The 15623-nt window shown below is 45.7% G+C and carries 17 protein-coding genes and 1 tRNA gene; 7 read left to right on the top strand and 11 right to left on the bottom strand.

Going from position 1 to position 15623, the window contains the following annotated elements; genetic code table 11:
- The first annotated feature begins 126 nt into the window (after positions 1–126).
- Complete coding sequence (locus K7I13_RS05340; protein WP_255948577.1) at positions 127–474, top strand: helix-turn-helix domain-containing protein; 348 nt, start codon at positions 127–129, stop codon at positions 472–474.
- On the opposite strand, the gene K7I13_RS05345 is transcribed toward K7I13_RS05340, so the two are convergent.
- Both K7I13_RS05345 and K7I13_RS05350 read right to left on the bottom strand, forming a co-directional pair.
- Positions 443–1906, bottom strand: coding sequence for a tyrosine-type recombinase/integrase (locus K7I13_RS05345; RefSeq protein WP_255948579.1), 1464 nt, complete (start codon positions 1904–1906; stop codon positions 443–445). The two genes, K7I13_RS05340 and K7I13_RS05345, sit on opposite strands and share 32 nt — an antisense overlap.
- A 137-nt stretch (positions 1907–2043) precedes the next feature.
- Positions 2044–2116: transfer RNA gene (locus K7I13_RS05350), tRNA-Met, on the bottom strand.
- Between the two features lie 484 nt (positions 2117–2600).
- On the opposite strand from K7I13_RS05350, the gene K7I13_RS05355 reads away from it, so the two are divergent.
- The 4 genes from K7I13_RS05355 to K7I13_RS05370 all read left to right on the top strand — a co-directional run bounded on the left by K7I13_RS05355 (position 2601) and on the right by K7I13_RS05370 (position 7115).
- Positions 2601–3824 carry an OmpA family protein gene (locus K7I13_RS05355; RefSeq protein ID WP_255948581.1) on the top strand — a complete coding sequence of 408 codons (1224 nt, stop codon included), beginning with the start codon at positions 2601–2603 and terminating at the stop codon, positions 3822–3824.
- A gap of 177 nt (positions 3825–4001) precedes the next feature.
- On the top strand, positions 4002–5270 hold the full coding sequence (prs, locus tag K7I13_RS05360) for a ribose-phosphate diphosphokinase (protein WP_255948583.1): 1269 nt from the start codon (positions 4002–4004) through the stop codon (positions 5268–5270).
- Between the two features lie 2 nt (positions 5271–5272).
- On the top strand, positions 5273–6496 hold the full coding sequence (locus K7I13_RS05365; protein ID WP_255948585.1) for a xylulokinase: 1224 nt from the start codon (positions 5273–5275) through the stop codon (positions 6494–6496).
- Positions 6474–7115 carry an HAD family hydrolase gene (locus K7I13_RS05370; protein ID WP_255948587.1) on the top strand — a complete coding sequence of 214 codons (642 nt, stop codon included), beginning with the start codon at positions 6474–6476 and terminating at the stop codon, positions 7113–7115. The genes K7I13_RS05365 and K7I13_RS05370 overlap by 23 nt, the downstream gene beginning before the upstream one ends.
- Positions 7116–7139: 24 nt before the next feature.
- Here the strand turns inward: K7I13_RS05370 and K7I13_RS05375 are convergent, their stop codons facing one another.
- Positions 7140–7778 (bottom strand): DUF4230 domain-containing protein, encoded by a 639-nt coding sequence (locus tag K7I13_RS05375; RefSeq protein WP_255948589.1) that lies wholly within the window; start codon positions 7776–7778, stop codon positions 7140–7142.
- A 126-nt stretch (positions 7779–7904) separates the two neighbouring features.
- On the opposite strand from K7I13_RS05375, the gene K7I13_RS05380 reads away from it, so the two are divergent.
- Positions 7905–8558 (top strand): putative signal transducing protein, encoded by a 654-nt coding sequence (locus tag K7I13_RS05380; RefSeq protein ID WP_255948591.1) that lies wholly within the window; start codon positions 7905–7907, stop codon positions 8556–8558.
- Between the two features lie 83 nt (positions 8559–8641).
- Here K7I13_RS05380 and K7I13_RS05385 read toward each other — a convergent pair whose 3' ends face one another.
- Positions 8642–8998, bottom strand: a complete 357-nt coding sequence (locus K7I13_RS05385; protein ID WP_255948592.1) for a TraR/DksA family transcriptional regulator — start codon at positions 8996–8998, stop codon at positions 8642–8644.
- Between the two features lie 107 nt (positions 8999–9105).
- Between K7I13_RS05385 and infA the strand changes: the two genes are divergently transcribed.
- On the top strand, positions 9106–9324 hold the full coding sequence (gene infA / locus K7I13_RS05390; RefSeq protein ID WP_255948593.1) for a translation initiation factor IF-1: 219 nt from the start codon (positions 9106–9108) through the stop codon (positions 9322–9324).
- 41 nt (positions 9325–9365) lie between these two features.
- Here the strand turns inward: infA and K7I13_RS15510 are convergent, their stop codons facing one another.
- From K7I13_RS15510 to K7I13_RS05425, 7 genes are all read right to left on the bottom strand, one after another.
- Positions 9366–9914: a J domain-containing protein gene (locus K7I13_RS15510; protein WP_305118717.1), complete on the bottom strand. Its 549-nt coding sequence runs from the start codon at positions 9912–9914 to the stop codon at positions 9366–9368.
- Positions 9915–10208: 294 nt separating this feature from the next.
- Positions 10209–10730 (bottom strand): Smr/MutS family protein, encoded by a 522-nt coding sequence (locus K7I13_RS05400; protein ID WP_255948594.1) that lies wholly within the window; start codon positions 10728–10730, stop codon positions 10209–10211.
- A 4-nt stretch (positions 10731–10734) separates the two neighbouring features.
- Positions 10735–12054 (bottom strand): SH3 domain-containing protein, encoded by a 1320-nt coding sequence (locus K7I13_RS05405; RefSeq protein ID WP_255948595.1) that lies wholly within the window; start codon positions 12052–12054, stop codon positions 10735–10737.
- Between the two features lie 92 nt (positions 12055–12146).
- A complete protein-coding gene (locus K7I13_RS05410; RefSeq protein WP_255948596.1) occupies positions 12147–12755 on the bottom strand; it encodes a tetratricopeptide repeat protein in 609 nt (202 codons plus the stop codon).
- Positions 12740–13720 carry a VWA domain-containing protein gene (locus K7I13_RS05415; protein ID WP_255948597.1) on the bottom strand — a complete coding sequence of 327 codons (981 nt, stop codon included), beginning with the start codon at positions 13718–13720 and terminating at the stop codon, positions 12740–12742. The genes K7I13_RS05410 and K7I13_RS05415 overlap by 16 nt, the downstream gene beginning before the upstream one ends.
- Positions 13717–14718 (bottom strand): VWA domain-containing protein, encoded by a 1002-nt coding sequence (locus K7I13_RS05420; RefSeq protein WP_255948598.1) that lies wholly within the window; start codon positions 14716–14718, stop codon positions 13717–13719. Before K7I13_RS05420 ends, K7I13_RS05415 begins: the two co-directional genes overlap by 4 nt.
- Positions 14711–15622, bottom strand: a complete 912-nt coding sequence (locus tag K7I13_RS05425) for a hypothetical protein (protein ID WP_255948599.1) — start codon at positions 15620–15622, stop codon at positions 14711–14713. The genes K7I13_RS05420 and K7I13_RS05425 overlap by 8 nt, the downstream gene beginning before the upstream one ends.
- Position 15623: the final 1 nt, after the last annotated feature.

The following is a 15623-nucleotide window of genomic DNA, read 5'->3' on the forward strand; positions in this document are numbered from 1 at the left end:
TAATAATTACCTAGCTATCAGAATTACTTTTTGTAATTCGTAACTTGGGTGCAATATATGAGGTGATTTTTATCCAATCCGTTATATATAAGTACATATTTTTAAAACGAGGGATCAAGGTAGGATATGACGGAAGTTGAAATACGCGGTATTCTAAGCTCAAACTTAAAAAAATATCGAAATTATCGTAAATTCTCACAGGCTGAATTGGCTGAAAAGCTTGATATTTCTATTCCTTTTCTGAGTGATGTTGAGAATGGCAGAAAATGGATTTCTCCGTTAACTTTGGTAAAATTGGCTTCTGCCTTGGATATAGAACCTTATGAGCTATTTAAGCCTGAAAATGCTGTATCGCCGGAAATAACAACCGCCTTAACAAATTGGAGTAATGATATTGTCGAGGCGGTCACCCAAACCGTGAAAAACATACAAACCTGTTATCTTACGCAGGGAAATGTACCACCGGAAAACTAATCTTTTCTTCCGGCAATATATCCCCAAAAGTTTCTATCTGGGCCTGCTTGATTCGCTCCCGGTCTCCGGCAATCCTATGCCCGGCGTAATGATCAAGCATAACCAGCGTCTTATGTCCGGTTTGGGATTGCAGGAGTTTTTCATCAATCCGGGGCCTCATATAAGCAGTAAAGTAATGCCGCCAGCCATGAAAGGTATAGGCCATTACCGATTCCTGACTGAGTCCGGTTTTTATCAATGCGTCTTTCAGGTCACGCCTGAAAATATCCTGTTCCATAGGTTTGTTTGAAAATTTTTCCGCCCAGAATACAAAGCTGTCCATGTCCTGGCCGTGGGGATTACTTTTTGCCATCTCTATTAACTCACGCATAAGCCCCGGAAAAGGAACCTCGACAGTCCTGGTTTCATTATTCTTTGTGGTTTTCAGGCCGTCCTGAAAATTCCAGCTATGCCTGATATAAAGACAATCCTGTCCTAAATCCTGTATCCGTAAACCCTGAATCTCTCCCGCCCGCATTCCGGTAACCATTGCCAGCATATTGGCAAGCCTTGATCTTTCATCCTTCCAGTTAACTTTAAAAAGGGCTTTGGCCTGTTCCGGAGTTAATATCTGGCGTTCTTTGGATTTACCGGAAAACCAGGTTATTCCCGATGTAACATCTTTTTCTATCATTTCTTTTTGAAAGGCCCACGCAAGGGGAACAGTCCCCGCCTGTATTATGGTATTTCTTCTTGAGGCTGATTTCGGAAAGCGGACAATCGGGCGGACTTTGGGAGCGGCGTTTTTCCGGTTCGGTTTCCGTAAGCCCGCTTTGATTTCAGCTTGTTCCTTTTCTTTTTCTTCCTGTAACGCCCTGTCTATTTCAGCCTGCTCTTTTTGGGCTTGTTCAGGCAGAGTTTCCAGATGGGTAATAAAGGCTTCTATATCCTGCCGGGTAATCTCGCCCAGGGCCTTACCACGAAAAAAAGGCGCCCAGTATCTTATGACCGTTCCGGTCATTTCGATAGCATAGCGCCTGTGGATTCCGTGGTTCCTTCGTAACTTTTCTTTTATGTAAGGGGATTTATCCCAGTCCCAGAAGTCGGTCAGGTATGTTATAAAATCTATTGCCTGTTTACTTTCTTCAAGGATATATGACTTCAGCAGTCCCCGGCGCTGAAGCTCTTTGCAGATAAACTCAGCGTCGGCTTTGGTCAGGTCAGCCTCTTTCGCTGTATCCCGCAGGGAATACTTTTTCAGACTGACCATTTCCCCTTTTTGGGGTATGCCGTCCCTGAGCCATTCAAAGGCTATTTCTATGGCCTCTTTTTCAGTTTCTTTTTTGGTGTTAATTGCTGGAAGGTATTTACCGGTTTGTTCGTTCTTGAATCTGACTGTGTAGAATTGCCGGTCGCTCCGTTTTAATACGGAAAAAGGAAGGTGTGTTTTCATGTCCCTAATCCTGTCCGTGACATTGAAAATGGATTTACGCCATTTTTTGTGCCACTTTGTCGCTATATGCGATGATTAAGGACATCGTTGTTTGGTAGTCCCGCCCTAATTCCCTATAACATAAAGAATTAGGACTATAGCAGGGCCAGGACTCGAACCTGGGACCTCCGGGTTATGAGCCCGACGAGCTGCCAACTGCTCTACCCTGCGTCGTATAATGTCATACTATCAAAAAGATGGTATTGAGTCAAGCAACCCCGGCCGGTTCCTGCCGGAAAGCGGATAAATTAAGGAGAAAGCTTCACTTAACCGATTTAATCCGGCACGGGGATGCTGATCGGGAGTTTTGATATATCGCGCTATAGCATAATGCGATATATCAAAACACGATATATTACAACGTGATACATCGTGCTTCCCTGCTCATAAAGTATTAGGAGGAGAACCCCGGTATTTCCACCGCAATCCGCCCGTAAAAAAACCCGGCAGGTAAAAGGAGGAGCTTAAAACCCTGCCGGGATAACAAAAGGAGGTTGTTTATACAGCTTTATGTATTCAGCTTCAAAACATACACTAATATAATAACAATGATCCTGAAACGTTACAGTGTTTTTGGAAAATACGGAGAAGCCTGCCAACATGTAACATTGTAAAAACCTGTAATAGTTTTTTTCAAAACGCCGATATTCGTAGTATGAAAAAGCGTCTCCGCACCGGCATTGTCTTCTTTATTTTCTCGATACTGCCCTTCTTCTCAGCGGCGGAAACCTTCCGCTACCGTTTTTTTGAAGGGGATTCCTACCGCATCAATTCGGTTGTGCGTGAAACCGTATATATTAACCGCAGATATTCCCACAGCGCGGAAATTACAAACAGGATAACAGTCCAGGTTTCCGATGTTGACAAAAAGGCTGGGGATTCTTTTTACTCGGCCCGTCATTACTGTACTTTTATGACCAGTGAGCAGACCAACAACCGGTCCTTTACCTGGGGCCGCGAATATGAAAGTATCTTCCGGCGGGATGAAGTCGGAGTATATACCATAGGTGACGAGTACTTTATGCCCGTTGTCCGGAATGTTCCCACTTTTCCCGAATATAATGTGGAACCCGGAGATACATGGACAGGAACAGGCGAAGAAGTGCATGATCTCCGTGACCAGCTCGGACTGGAAAAACCTTTCAGGGTGCCGTTTGAGGTTTCATATCTTTACAAGGAAACGGTTGAAGAAGAAGGGAAAACACTCCACCATATTCAGGCTGAATATACCCTTTTTTTTGAAACGCCGGGACGTCCGTCTGATTATTCGGTCAATTATCCCGTGAATACCCAGGGATTTTCCAGACAGCAGATTTACTGGGATAATGAGGCCGGAATGATCCAGTATTATACGGAAGAATTCCATATCAGGATGCAGCTTGCCTCGGGGATTGTGCTTGAATTCCGCGGAGAGGCGGAGGCTACGGTCACGGAAAATACGGCCCTGGACAGGACACGGATTGTCCGGGAAATGAATGAGGAAATAGCCCGCCTGAATATCCCTGACACCCTGGTCAGTGAAACCGAAGAAGGGATTACGATAACTCTTGAAAATATACAATTTGAACCTGATTCCGCAAATCTGCTTCCTCTTGAAAAGGAAAAAATAACCCGGCTTGCCGCTCTTCTTGAGCGCTACCCCGATAAGGAACTGCTTATCAGCGGGCATACCGCCCTCGCGGGAACGGCAGGCAGCAGGCAGAAACTTTCAGAGGCAAGGGCCGAGGCGGTCGCCGCTTATCTGGTCCAGATGGGAGTCCGGAGCAAATATAATGTATACACCAGAGGTTTCGGGGCGGAAAAACCTCTGGTGCCGAATACCACCGAAGCGAACCGATCCCGGAACCGCCGGGTTGAAATCACCATTCTCGAAAAATAGCGGGGCCGGATGGATTTTAAAATCCCTTGTTCAGGAACAATGATCCTCCTTTCCTGTAAAGAAAACCCCGCAAAAGTAAAAAAATGGTAACATTCCATTTTCGCACGGATAATGGGCTTGAATAAATCTTGATAGTTTCTCCGATTAATGATACATATTATGTATCGGGGAGATTACATGACATATTCAGAGCCAACTGATCTTGCAATTGTTGCCTGTCCGGGCGGTGAAAAGTTCGCTGATGAGACTATCCATCATCTGAACCATATTTACCGCCGTCGCTTTAACCAGAAAAGTGATGTCCTGGCAAAACGTTATGATATGGAAAAAACCAGCCTCATAAAGGACATCAACTTCTACAATGACCTGCAGACATCTGATATTTGCATTAAAGGTGACATAAAAAAGTACAGGGCTCCGGGTTTCAAGGTAAAAAGCCGTTTTACCTGGTTTATGAATGGGGAATTCAAGACTGAATTACTGGACTGCATCAGGGGAAAGGATGTTTTTATCTTTCAGGATGTGGAAAACCACCAGGAGCTGACCCTGAATGACGGCAAAAATAAAATGAGGCTGTCGGTAAATGACCATATCATGTGTCTTCTGGTAACAATTGATGCGGTGCGGCATGCCGGGGCAAAACGCATTACACTGGTTTTGCCGGTATATCCCTATAGCCGGCAGCACAAGAAAAAAGGCCGCGAAGGGCTTACGGCAAGTCTGCTCGGTCATTTATATGAAAACCTCGGAGTGAGCCAGGTTATTACACTGGACATTCATTCCCGTGAAATTGAAAATGCTTTTTATTCAGCCAGGATAGAAAATCTCCACGCAAGCTACCAGATTATCCGGGAACTTTCAAAAATTGTCGATCTGACCAGCGGCGAGGATGATCTTGTGGTTGTGTCGCCGGATACCGGGGCCGTCGACCGCAATAAATTCTACGCAACCGGTCTGAAAAAGTCCCTCGCGATGATTTACAAGGAAAGGGACTATTCTGTAGTTACCCAGAACGCGACCGACACAAATATTACCAGTATCAAACTGCTCGGGGATGTTTCGGGGAAGGTTGCCTTTCTTGCCGATGACATGCTTGGCACCGGAGGAACGCTGCTCAAGGCCATGGAATTTCTGAAGGAAAAAGGGGCCACAAAGGTTATTGCAGCCATAAGCCTGCCCTTCTTTACGGGCAATGCCATCGAATTATTCGATGAGGCATATGCAAAGGGTCACTTTTACCGCATTATTGGCACCAATGCCGTTTATCATGAAGAACTGCTGAAAAAGGAATGGTATATTAAAACCAGTGTTTCCCGTTTATTTGCGCAGGTTATTTCACGGCTGCATCATAACCAGTCCCTCAGCGACCTGCTCGATAACCGGAACATTATTGAAAAACTGGTAAAACAGGACAAACCGGCCGAAACGGATCAGACAAAATCCTGAAAATGAACAGATTTGTCCTGGCCGCAGATATCGGGACCTCTTCATTAAAAGCCGGCCTGATCGATTCGGAAGGGACAATACATGCCTCTGTCCGGCACCGCTTTCCTTCGGCGGAAGATCCCGCAAGCAGGGCAAGGGCCTGGACTAAAGCCTTTGACCAGGCCTGGACTTCCCTTTGCCGGCGCGGCGGCGATATTTCAGCAATAATTATTTCGGGAAACGGGCCTACGCTGGTCAGTGCTGACAGCAAGGGCAATCCGGGAAAAGTTCTTTTATGGGATGATCCGGTCCCCGAATCACCGTCGAAGGTACATTCAGAATCACTCTTTATTCCCCGTATAACAGCTTTCCGTACACTTTTTCCCGAAGCATATACTGAAGCCCGTTTTCTGTTTTCCTGCCCGGAATATCTCATATATTCCCTGACAGCAAATGCGGTTACCATTTTACCGGAATCCCGGTTCCGGAACGCATACTGGACAGATCATGATATTGAAGCAGCCGGCATTGACCCCGCAAAACTCCCTCCCTTTGTTCCTCCCGGCACGGTCGCCGGGAAAACAAGGTCAGGCATTCCGGTTATAGCAGGCGCGCCTGATTTTTTTGCCGCGCTGATCGGAACGGGAACCATTCTGCCCGGGAAGGCCTGTGACAGGGCCGGGACCAGTGAAGGTCTTAATATATGTACGGAACAGCCTGTTTCACACCCTTCAGTCAGGACGCTTCCTTCGGTTTTATCCGGTTTCTGGAATGCTTCTTTTCTTTTGCCGGAAACGGGAACACTGTTCCATAACTACCGGAAAGAATCGGGAAAGGAGGATCTGCCCTACCCTGAAATTCTCAAAGAGATACTGGAAACCCCGGGACACCCCGGAATGGCAGTCATCGAAAAAATAGGATTTTCCATACGCAGAGGGATTGAAATCCTTCAGGCGGTTACCGGATATACGCCTGTTTTTACGCTTGCGGGCGGGCAGGCAAAAAACAATTTGTGGAACCAGCTTAAGGCCGATATTACCGGTTCAGTTTTCGCGCTTACCCGTACTCCTGATGCCGAACTCATGGGAGATGCAATTATCGGTTTTACCTCCCTCGGGGATTACGGCGCCATTCAGGAGGCCGCGGACAGGCTGGTAAAAATCAGCAGGTATTTTGAGCCGTCCCCGGAACGGCTGGCCAGTTATTCCCGGAAATATGCGCAGTATGACAATTTACAGAATTCCTGATCATCTTTCCTGTATCATATTTGATATAGATTCAACCCTGTATACGAACGAAGCATATGCCCGGGAACAGACCGGTATCCAGATACGCAGATTCGCTGATATCAAAGGTATTTCCTATTCTGAAGCGGAAAAAATGATTGCAGCCTTCCGGGAAAACTTCCGGAAGGAACACGGTACTTCGCTGAGTCTGGGTAATACGCTGACCCATTTCGGGATACCCATAGAGGAGAGCATCCGCTGGAGGAATGAATTGCTTGAACCGGCGGAATTTCTGGCTCCGGATGTCTGTCTGAGGGAGACCCTTTCAGAATTGTCGGCAAAATATACGCTGGGGGCAGTTACAAACAATCCTCTGGTTCCCGCGAAAAAAACGCTTGCCGCGCTGGGGGTCGCGGACCTGTTTCCGGTTATTATTGCGCTTGATACCACTGGTTACTCAAAGCCCCATCCGGAACCCCTCCGCCGGGCGGCAAAAGCCGCCGGGGTGCCGCTCAGCAAATGCCTTTCAGTCGGAGACCGGTTTGACATAGATATCGCCCTTCCGCTGGAGCTGGGGATGGGAGGCATACTGGTTTCCGGCGTGGAAGATGTATATAAGCTGCCGGATATGCTCTCCTGAAATGCTGCAGGGAGGCAGCCGACGTTATTGATCGCTGTTCAGGGCCGGTTCAGGAAGAAAATCCTGTTTCCACTGAAAAATGATTGAATAAACATCCCTGATCCCGGGAAGGTTTTCCAGGAAACTTCTGAACTGCTGTTCAGCTATTTCCCTTGCCTGCGCAAAAATATCATCATTGGCAAGCAGTTTATCTGCCATAACATTTTTATTTTCAGCCTGCAATTCAAAATGTTCTTTTGCTTTATACCGGTTAAAAATACCGCTTTTTTCATTATATACCTGCAATGTTTCCGGATATAATTCATGAGACAGTATCCGTATTTGCGGCAGCATTATTTTTATAACATTATAATCCGTTTTGATTGCTATATCTTTTCCGTTGAGGCCCAGTTTTATTGTTCCGTCAATTACGAATATTATTTTTTTCTCCGTAAACGGTATGTTCCAGTTAATAATGGAACGGCTGTTCGAGTCCTGCACAACTGAACTGTAATGATATACCAGGCAGGCGTATTCCGACGCCGGCAGAATTTCCCTGATTCTGCCGGAAATATTGGTATTTTTTCTTTCTCTGGTTTTGGTAAACTGTCTTCCAAGGATGAATCCCGCACCCAGCAGCACTATAATTAAAATAACAAGCCAGAATGCCGAATTAAAAAACATAATACTATTCTCCCTGATATACACATGTAAGTTTCGTTTGTGAAAACAAGTCCACTGCCCGGATTTTACGGGCCTTATTATTTATGGTATACTCTTTTCGCGTAGAGAGTACAGACGGAGTATAAAATGGATCAATGCGTTTTTGCAACAAATAAGGAATTTGAAGCGCTGCAGGTTAAAAATATTTTTGAAGAAAATAACATTGATTTCTACATCAAAAACCTGTATATCCAGAATATTCTGGGGACAACAAAACTTTTTACTGGCATGGACCTTCTCGCCGGCGAAATAGAAATTTTTGTGCGGGAAGAACATGCGGAAAAAGCCGCGAACCTGCTCTCTGGTATATTTCCGGCCGGCGAGCGGAGCCGGGGGAATGAAGAAACTCCTGCATTGAATGAATCCCGCGAAAAAACCGGAACCATTAATTCCATGAGCGGAAAATCATTTATTCTGGCCTGCCTTTCTTTTCTGTTTATCCCTGTTTTCTTTAATATAGGATATTTAAAACAGCTATTCCATGAAAAAAGGGGTATAGGTGCCGGCCTGCTGTTCATAACCATTATAGCTGTTTCGCTGGGAATACTGTTATGCGCAGGCGGAAACTGGATGGTTATTCTTGGTATGAATATTTTTGTCGTACCCCTGATCTGTGTTTTCAAGGGCTGGTCCCTGTATAAAAAAACCGGATCAGGATTCAGCTTTTTGCTTGTAATTCCCGCTGTCCTTGTTGCTTTTGCGCTTATTTTTTTGACGGTTATGTCTCTCGTACACCGCTGATAAATAACCCATTATCAGGATATCCGTCAGCTGGATACGATATGAGAATTCAGGCTGTGATATACCGCATGTCCTGCGTAGGTTTACCGGTTCCGCCTTTCATCCGCGGTCTGGCAATCGATACACATAAGCGCATACGGAATGGCTTCAAGCCGCTCCTTGGGAATCTTCTTCCCGCATTTCATGCAGGTACCGTATTTTCCCTGTTCAATGCGCGAAAGCGCCGAATCTATAAGCCGGAGCCTTTTCATTTCCTTGGTCCCGAGTGTTTCAAGCATTTTCCGGTCCATATCGTCCGAAGCAATATCCGCAAAATCTTTGGGATCAATACCTTCTACAATATCACGAAAATCTTCATTATTCGAAACCAATGTATCTATTATCTCTTTTTTCAGAGCGTATAACGATTCTTTCATCTGTTCAACAAATTCCTGTTCCATAAGGCAAACTCCAGTTGACAAAAAATTTGATAGTCCATAGAATTATACGTATGAAATCATGAAAAGGCAAATTTTTTTTCGCTTTTTATCTCTCTTTTGGAGGAATTGTGGCCAAAGAAGAAGCTATTGAAGTTGAAGGTATTGTGAAGGAGTCTCTCCCGAATACAATGTTCCGGGTCGAATTAAAAAACGGTCATATTATACTGGCCCATCTTTCGGGAAAAATGCGGAAGCATTATATCCGTATTGTTCCCGGCGACAGCGTAAAAGTCGCGTTATCCCCTTATGATTTAAACAGGGGCAGAATAATTTACCGAGAAAAGTAAGCGAAAGCTCTTCCAGAACAGGGTTTTGGAAGCATCCGCCCCTATTGATCTCCCTTTCTGCTGTTTTTCCCCGCCCCCAACAGAATACTGATGGCCCGGATTATATTGGTAACACCGCTACTGATAAGCGCTATACTGATAATTAATCCGAATGGAATAAACCATATTGCGAAACGCAGTGAAAATAATCCTACCAGAGTCAGAAGAATATTTTTGAGGAGCATCTCAAAGGCCTGCCGTTTTGTGTATGTTGTATATGTCCGCTTGCGCTCTTCCGTATTCCAGCTGCCTGACGCACCGAAAGGCCCGTAAAAAGTCCAGCCATACTGGCCGTATGTGTTATTTTCCTGCGCCGCTCTCTGCCTGCGGTCTTCATCGGTCTGATAGCCGCCCATATCATACTGCTGCTTCTTATCTGTATCGCTGAGTACGGAGTAAGCGTCGTTTATCAGTTTAAACCGGTCTTCGGCGGCCGGATTTCCCGGATTCCGGTCGGGATGATATTTCAGGGCCTGTTCACGGTATGCTTTTTTTATTTGCTCCTGTGAGGCATCACGGGGGACTCCCAATATTTCATAATAATCTGTCATAAACCCTGTCTCCGTCAGTTGGAAAGTACATATATTATTTTATACTGTTACGGATATTTTTCATATCCCCGAGCTTCTTTCAAAACTCGGTTAGTTTTGAAAGAAGCTTTTCAAAGAAAAATCTATTTCTTTATATCTGATAGAAATAGATTTTTCTTTTGTTACGCCTAAGGTTGCAATTTCAAAACTTTCTCAGTTTTAAAATTGCATCCCTCTAAACCTTATTAAGAAAATACCCAGAAAAGCCATACAGTTACACGACTTTTTCATAATTTTTTGTTATTTTCAGCCGCGTTACTTCAGGATAACCCAGGTTGATCCGGCAGCACCCTGTTCTTTGGCTCCCGTCCCGGATTCTCCGGCATGGGGATTTTTTTCAATAAATTCCCGCACTGTTTTGCCAAGAACGGGATTTTCATCGGAATGATTACCCTTGCCGTGCACAATAAGAATTTTACTCAACCCCTGCCGGACACTATCGGCAAAGAAAACATCCAGCTTTATCCAGGCTTCCTCACGGTTTAATCCGTGCAGATCAATAACAGCCTCGGGTTTCATGGCCCGGAGCTTTTTTCGGCGTTCGGCATTATAGTTTTTATTGCCGGAACTGTTTTCCTGCTCCCGTTCCTTTTCAAGGAGAGCATCCTTATCCTGAATTCCGTACCGCCGCATCCAGACATCCATGGGATTTGCATGGGGCAATTCTTTTTGGCCGTATGCGTTTTCTGTACTTTCATCCTGCAATGCAGTTGTTTTTTTTACCTTCGCGGAAGCGGGTATCTTTTCCCATTCGTCAAGAATATCACCAAAATTCATTGATCTATTCTCCTGTTGTATATTCTATAACCTTCAGAGCCGGCACCCAGCCCCTTTGATTTTGAGCGGTTTGTATATAAACCCACTTTTCCGCCGTTCGGACAATACGTACCGGCGTACCCGCCGGGAGGCTTCCCATTATTCCCGCATTCAATTCGGGAATGTGGTATACATCGGTGCCGACCGTCACTCCGGCATGATAAAAATGCAGCCTGGCAACAGAGGCAAATCCGATCATGCATATTATAGCACATATTCCAATATATACCCATAGCCCCGGAACGCCTGTCCCGGATACTCGTTTTTTTATTAGTAAAGTGAGTCCGGTGAGTATTGAAACCAGTATAATGCACCAGGGGAGTACGGTATTCGGCACGGACAGCGTTTTTTCAAACCCGAGTATTTCTTCCGCCCGGGTCCGGATATTCCGGTATTTTCCGGGAAAGAGTTTTGTATATTCCGCGCGGCGCAGTAGCGCAAGGGCTTCCGCATATAAGCCCTGCCGGAAATATTCAGCCAAGGCAAGAACCTCCGGGACGCGTTCTGTTTCCTGTAACATATCCGCAAACATTTTTATTTCCGCAAGGGATGTTTCCCCGCCGGAAAGCCTGTTATCATCACCGGATGAGGAAAAAGCGTCCCGTAAAACAGGGGAATCCGGGATGCTCGTTTCTGCGGTGTGTGCGGAAGGAGCGCTGATGGATATTTCTTCAGGTATGGAAGAAAGCGTATATTTTTTTCCGTCGGCAGTGATATATTCGATAAAGGCTTCAGGCAGCGGCTGTTTTCCGTATACAAGGGGGGTCCAGCTGAAAACTGCGAGGGGCAGCCAAGGTTCTCCGTTTTTTTCATCTATTTCACCGGAGGGCAATTCTTCCTGGAGGCGCTCCAGAAGGGCGTTTTCCGGCGGAGGACATATAAGAGAGGTTACCGTTCCGGTGAAAAGGCCTTCCAGCAGGATGCGGACAGGAACGCCGGCAACCGGCTGTCCGTCATGGACTTTCCAGCGGAGGGAAGCATGCGTACTGCCGGGCGAAGCCATAACATGTATTGAAACCTGGGGCAGTGAAACATGTTCTGCAGGGGCTGTTATATTAAATGGTCCCAGAGTAAAAAAACCGGGATTTTCCGGGACCCATTCATATGTAATATACACTGTGGGAATTCTGTTTCCGGAAAAAACGCCGGAGGACTCAGCCCAGCGGGGTTCCTTGCCGGCTGAAATGAGTTTGAATCCCTCAGGGATATTGATAATTTCCGCCTGAATATCCTGGGGGGAAGCATTATATACGGTAATTGACAGTAAAACCGGTTCTCCTGTCATAACCTCGTATGAGGAAATGTCAAAAGAGGTTTCAAGTGCATATAATTTCCATAAGCCTGGCTGAAAAAGAAAAAAAAGCAGGCAGAAAATTGTTAATAATCCGCTATTGAGGAATTGTCCGCAGTGTCTTTTTGGTTTTTCCATCTGTCCTGTTCCTTTTTCCTGATTAAGTCAAAGATTGTCCGGTTTTTATGCTCTTCGTCAGTCGAGCCATGAAATACCCGGGTCTGTCCGGTCGATTCCACCGTTTCATCTTTAGTATTTTGCAGACTCAATTCCAGATTTATTTTTGCGTCAATTGAATCCGGTTTATTTTCAAGCGCCTTCCGGAAATATGAAGCCGCTTCCTGATATTCACCTCTGCGGTAAGCGATTATTCCGAAATGATACCATGCCCCGGAACGGATATCGGGTGATGATGCGTCAAGAATTCCCTCCAGCCTGTTTTGGGCGGCTTCATATTCATTCTGGATGAGATACACTGACACCAGACCGTATTCCGCATATTCCCAGACGGAGGGATTATCTCCTATTAAAGCTTCATGTTCCGCAGTCAGGAATTTCATGACAGCCATGTCAAAATCCTGCCGGTTAGAGGCAAGGGCGCCCGACAGTATTTTCAAAGCCGGCTTTGCTGGGGTACAGCCTGACATGAAAACCAGAAAAAGAAAAACAAGGAGGCATCCTATTTTTTTCTCCATATTCGTCCTCCTGCCATTATACCGGCGCAAAAACAAAGGAGCGCTGCCAGAATAAATTCAAAATACCTGTATACAGGCTGCGATGAATATACTATCCGCCGCTGGTTTCCTCCGGAAACAGAAATAAAATCAAGAATTGTTCTTGCCGAACCGGGGAGGATTGCCTGAACATAGAGTCCGTTATTACCCGCCTCGTCCGCGGCGGCTTTCAGCGTATCCTCTCTTAGCGGAGTTAAAATAAAACTGGCGTTTTCCGAGTTCGGGTATACATTAATTTCACTGCCGCTTTCCGTTCCTACACCAACGATTATCAATTGTACGCCTTCCGCTCCGGCCTGCCGGGCGGCAGCGATCAGAGAACCCTGGGTTTCATCACCGTCAGTGAAAAGTATAATCGTTTTTGAGGTTCCGATATTTTTCGGAAAGGCCGTCAGGGCTGTGCGTATTCCGCTCGCTATATCCGATCCGGGAGATGAAAGAAGCGCAGGGGAAAGGCTTTCAAAAAGGCTCCTGACTATCTGGTAATCTGCGGTGAGAGGAATGGCAAGAACAGCAGAACCTTTAACCAGAACTATTCCGCAAAGTGTATTCTGCAGTTGCCCGGTCAGCATATTTGCATACTGCGCCGCAAAAGCCAGGCGGCTGGGCTGCATGTCAGAAACAGTCATACTCCGGGAAATGTCCATAGCAAATACTACTGACGAGCCCTCCTGAGGGACTGTTGTATATCTGCTTCCCCAGCGGGGTCCGGCGGCCGCTATAGTGAGACATATCCAGCTTAAAGCAAAAAAAAGGCTCCTCAGAAAGAATCCGGTTTTTAATGATTTTTCCGTAACATGTTCTGACCGTACCGCGGGTCCAAGAGTAGAAAATATTTTTTTAAATTTATGGAAAAGAAATATCAGGCAGGGAATAACTGCAAAAGCTGCGAACAGCCAGGCCGGGCGGTCAAAAAGCTGATTCATAATACGCCCCCCATTATCAGCCGCCGCAATATCCAGGCTCCGCAGGCCAGCGCAAGGGTAAATAAAACAAATATATGGTCGAGGGATTCCTCGACGGACTGCGTCCAGGAAGTATCAGCAAGCGGAATAGTATTTCCCATGCGCATAAAAACCGATTCAAGCATTTCGCTGTTCCTTGCCCGTATATAAGTACCGCCGGCTTTTTGGGCGACATCCATCAGTGTTTTTTCATCGTAATCAGAATCCAGGAATCCGCTATAGCGCCTTCCGGTATTCGGGTCCGTATATTCAATTGCGGTTTCACCCGTACTGCCTATACCGGCAACAAAGAGATGTATATTATTTTCAGGATAAATACCTGCAGCAGTGGACGGGTTTATTTCACCGGTATTACTCTCGCCGTCAGTCAAAAGTATGACGTATGCATTGCCCGATGAACGGTATATCAGATGGGCTGCGGCTACCGCAAGGCCCATACCAATTGCCGTCCCGTCGCCAAGCTCTCCGGGGACAAGAGATTCAAGCCGGTTAATGAAAACATAATGATCAATAGTAGGAGGAATAAGAAGCGCAGCTTCGGACCCGAAGGCTACAAGACCAAAAGATTCACCCGGCCTGGTTTCAGTGAATTCTTTTATATAACGGAGTGCGGTGTCAATTCTGGTTTGTCCGTCTTCTGTATATGCCGCCATTGACGGGCTTATATCAATAACAAATATAATTGCGGCTCCTCTGCCCGAGTATATTGGTTCCTGGCGGAGCCGGACCGGTCCGGAGAGGGCAATGATGGCGCAGACAAAAGCTGCAATTAATGTAAAAACTGAAAACCAGGAAGCAAATTGCAGAAAGGGAGCCTTCCACGTAAAGGCCATTCCCTGCCAGTCACAGAAAGTAAGAGGGAATTCTATTTTTTTTAGTATTCCGTATTTCCGGAGGAGAAAAAACAGGGGGACAAGCAGAATTAACAATAAAAAAACCGGACGTGAAAAATCAGGCATGTGGCTGTATCTCCTGATCGGGTTCATTTACTGCGTTTTCCGTTTGAAGCAACAGTTGCCTTATGTCATGAATCCGGTCTTTGCGCATATCGGGAAAAGGCCGGCCGCTGAATCGTATCATATCCATTTCTTCAAACATTTTCAGCAGAGAATCGGAAATGGCATCGGGGATATGAAAAAAGACAAACTTGATTTCCGCAGCAATTTCAGGACCGGTTGACGAAAGAAGGGAAAGAGGATCATTCCGGCATAACAAGCCGAAGTAATTTCTCATTACCCGTGACAATTGCGCATACCATTCTGCCTGCGGCTGTTTCCGTATCTTTTTTTCAAGCTTACGCATAGCTTTCATTGTTTTTTTGAAGCGGACCCGGTTTATCCGCGCAGACGCAGTTATTGTGCGGGCTATAATCAATTTTCTGAAGACAATAATCAGCACCATAATTATAACACATGAAGCTGCAATAGTTCCGTATATCAAATATGTTGTTCCGGGAACAAGAAGAGGCCGTCTCGGAGGAGCAAGAACAGCCATGCCTGTTTTTTCCATTAATGACGCAATCTGAAATGCAGGAGGAAGGATACGGACATTGTTCACAAAAAATGGCGGGAGCTGGAGAACGCCGGTCTTCCATGGCGTAAAATTGATGGAAACAGTTATATCCGGTCCGTTTTTCTGGATGGTTATTGAATGAATGGTTGCATCAGGAGAAGAAGGTAATGATTCGGGAGGCAGCATTACCGGAAAAATCTGTTCCGCAGCAGAATCGAAAGAATCGGTCGCAAACCGGCACTCAGCGATATCACCAATAAAAACTTCCTGGGGAATAAGTGTTACCGGCCATAGCATAAAGAGAATGGAAAAGAAAAGTACGGGCAAAAGAATCAGCTTTTTTTTTCCCATA

The organism is Brucepastera parasyntrophica (assembly GCF_022376835.1).
GTDB classification, from domain to species: Bacteria; Spirochaetota; Spirochaetia; order Treponematales; family Treponemataceae; genus Brucepastera; species Brucepastera parasyntrophica.

What these genes read in the sequence shown, in the direction of transcription:
- K7I13_RS05340 (WP_255948577.1), top strand. Translation starts at nt 127, where the DNA reads ATGACGGAAGTTGAAATACGCGGTATTCTAAGCTCAAACTTAAAAAAA.
- K7I13_RS05375 (WP_255948589.1), bottom strand. Translation starts at nt 7,778, where the DNA reads ATGTTTTTTAATTCGGCATTCTGGCTTGTTATTTTAATTATAGTGCTG.
- K7I13_RS05370 (WP_255948587.1), top strand. Translation starts at nt 6,474, where the DNA reads ATGACAATTTACAGAATTCCTGATCATCTTTCCTGTATCATATTTGAT.
- K7I13_RS05365 (WP_255948585.1), top strand. Translation starts at nt 5,273, where the DNA reads ATGAACAGATTTGTCCTGGCCGCAGATATCGGGACCTCTTCATTAAAA.
- K7I13_RS05425 (WP_255948599.1), bottom strand. Translation starts at nt 15,622, where the DNA reads ATGGGAAAAAAAAAGCTGATTCTTTTGCCCGTACTTTTCTTTTCCATT.
- K7I13_RS05420 (WP_255948598.1), bottom strand. Translation starts at nt 14,718, where the DNA reads ATGCCTGATTTTTCACGTCCGGTTTTTTTATTGTTAATTCTGCTTGTC.
- K7I13_RS05410 (WP_255948596.1), bottom strand. Translation starts at nt 12,755, where the DNA reads ATGGAGAAAAAAATAGGATGCCTCCTTGTTTTTCTTTTTCTGGTTTTC.
- K7I13_RS05415 (WP_255948597.1), bottom strand. Translation starts at nt 13,720, where the DNA reads ATGAATCAGCTTTTTGACCGCCCGGCCTGGCTGTTCGCAGCTTTTGCA.
- K7I13_RS05355 (WP_255948581.1), top strand. Translation starts at nt 2,601, where the DNA reads ATGAAAAAGCGTCTCCGCACCGGCATTGTCTTCTTTATTTTCTCGATA.
- K7I13_RS15510 (WP_305118717.1), bottom strand. Translation starts at nt 9,914, where the DNA reads ATGACAGATTATTATGAAATATTGGGAGTCCCCCGTGATGCCTCACAG.
- prs (WP_255948583.1), top strand. Translation starts at nt 4,002, where the DNA reads ATGACATATTCAGAGCCAACTGATCTTGCAATTGTTGCCTGTCCGGGC.
- K7I13_RS05380 (WP_255948591.1), top strand. Translation starts at nt 7,905, where the DNA reads ATGGATCAATGCGTTTTTGCAACAAATAAGGAATTTGAAGCGCTGCAG.
- K7I13_RS05385 (WP_255948592.1), bottom strand. Translation starts at nt 8,998, where the DNA reads ATGGAACAGGAATTTGTTGAACAGATGAAAGAATCGTTATACGCTCTG.
- K7I13_RS05345 (WP_255948579.1), bottom strand. Translation starts at nt 1,906, where the DNA reads ATGAAAACACACCTTCCTTTTTCCGTATTAAAACGGAGCGACCGGCAA.
- K7I13_RS05400 (WP_255948594.1), bottom strand. Translation starts at nt 10,730, where the DNA reads ATGAATTTTGGTGATATTCTTGACGAATGGGAAAAGATACCCGCTTCC.
- K7I13_RS05405 (WP_255948595.1), bottom strand. Translation starts at nt 12,054, where the DNA reads ATGACAGGAGAACCGGTTTTACTGTCAATTACCGTATATAATGCTTCC.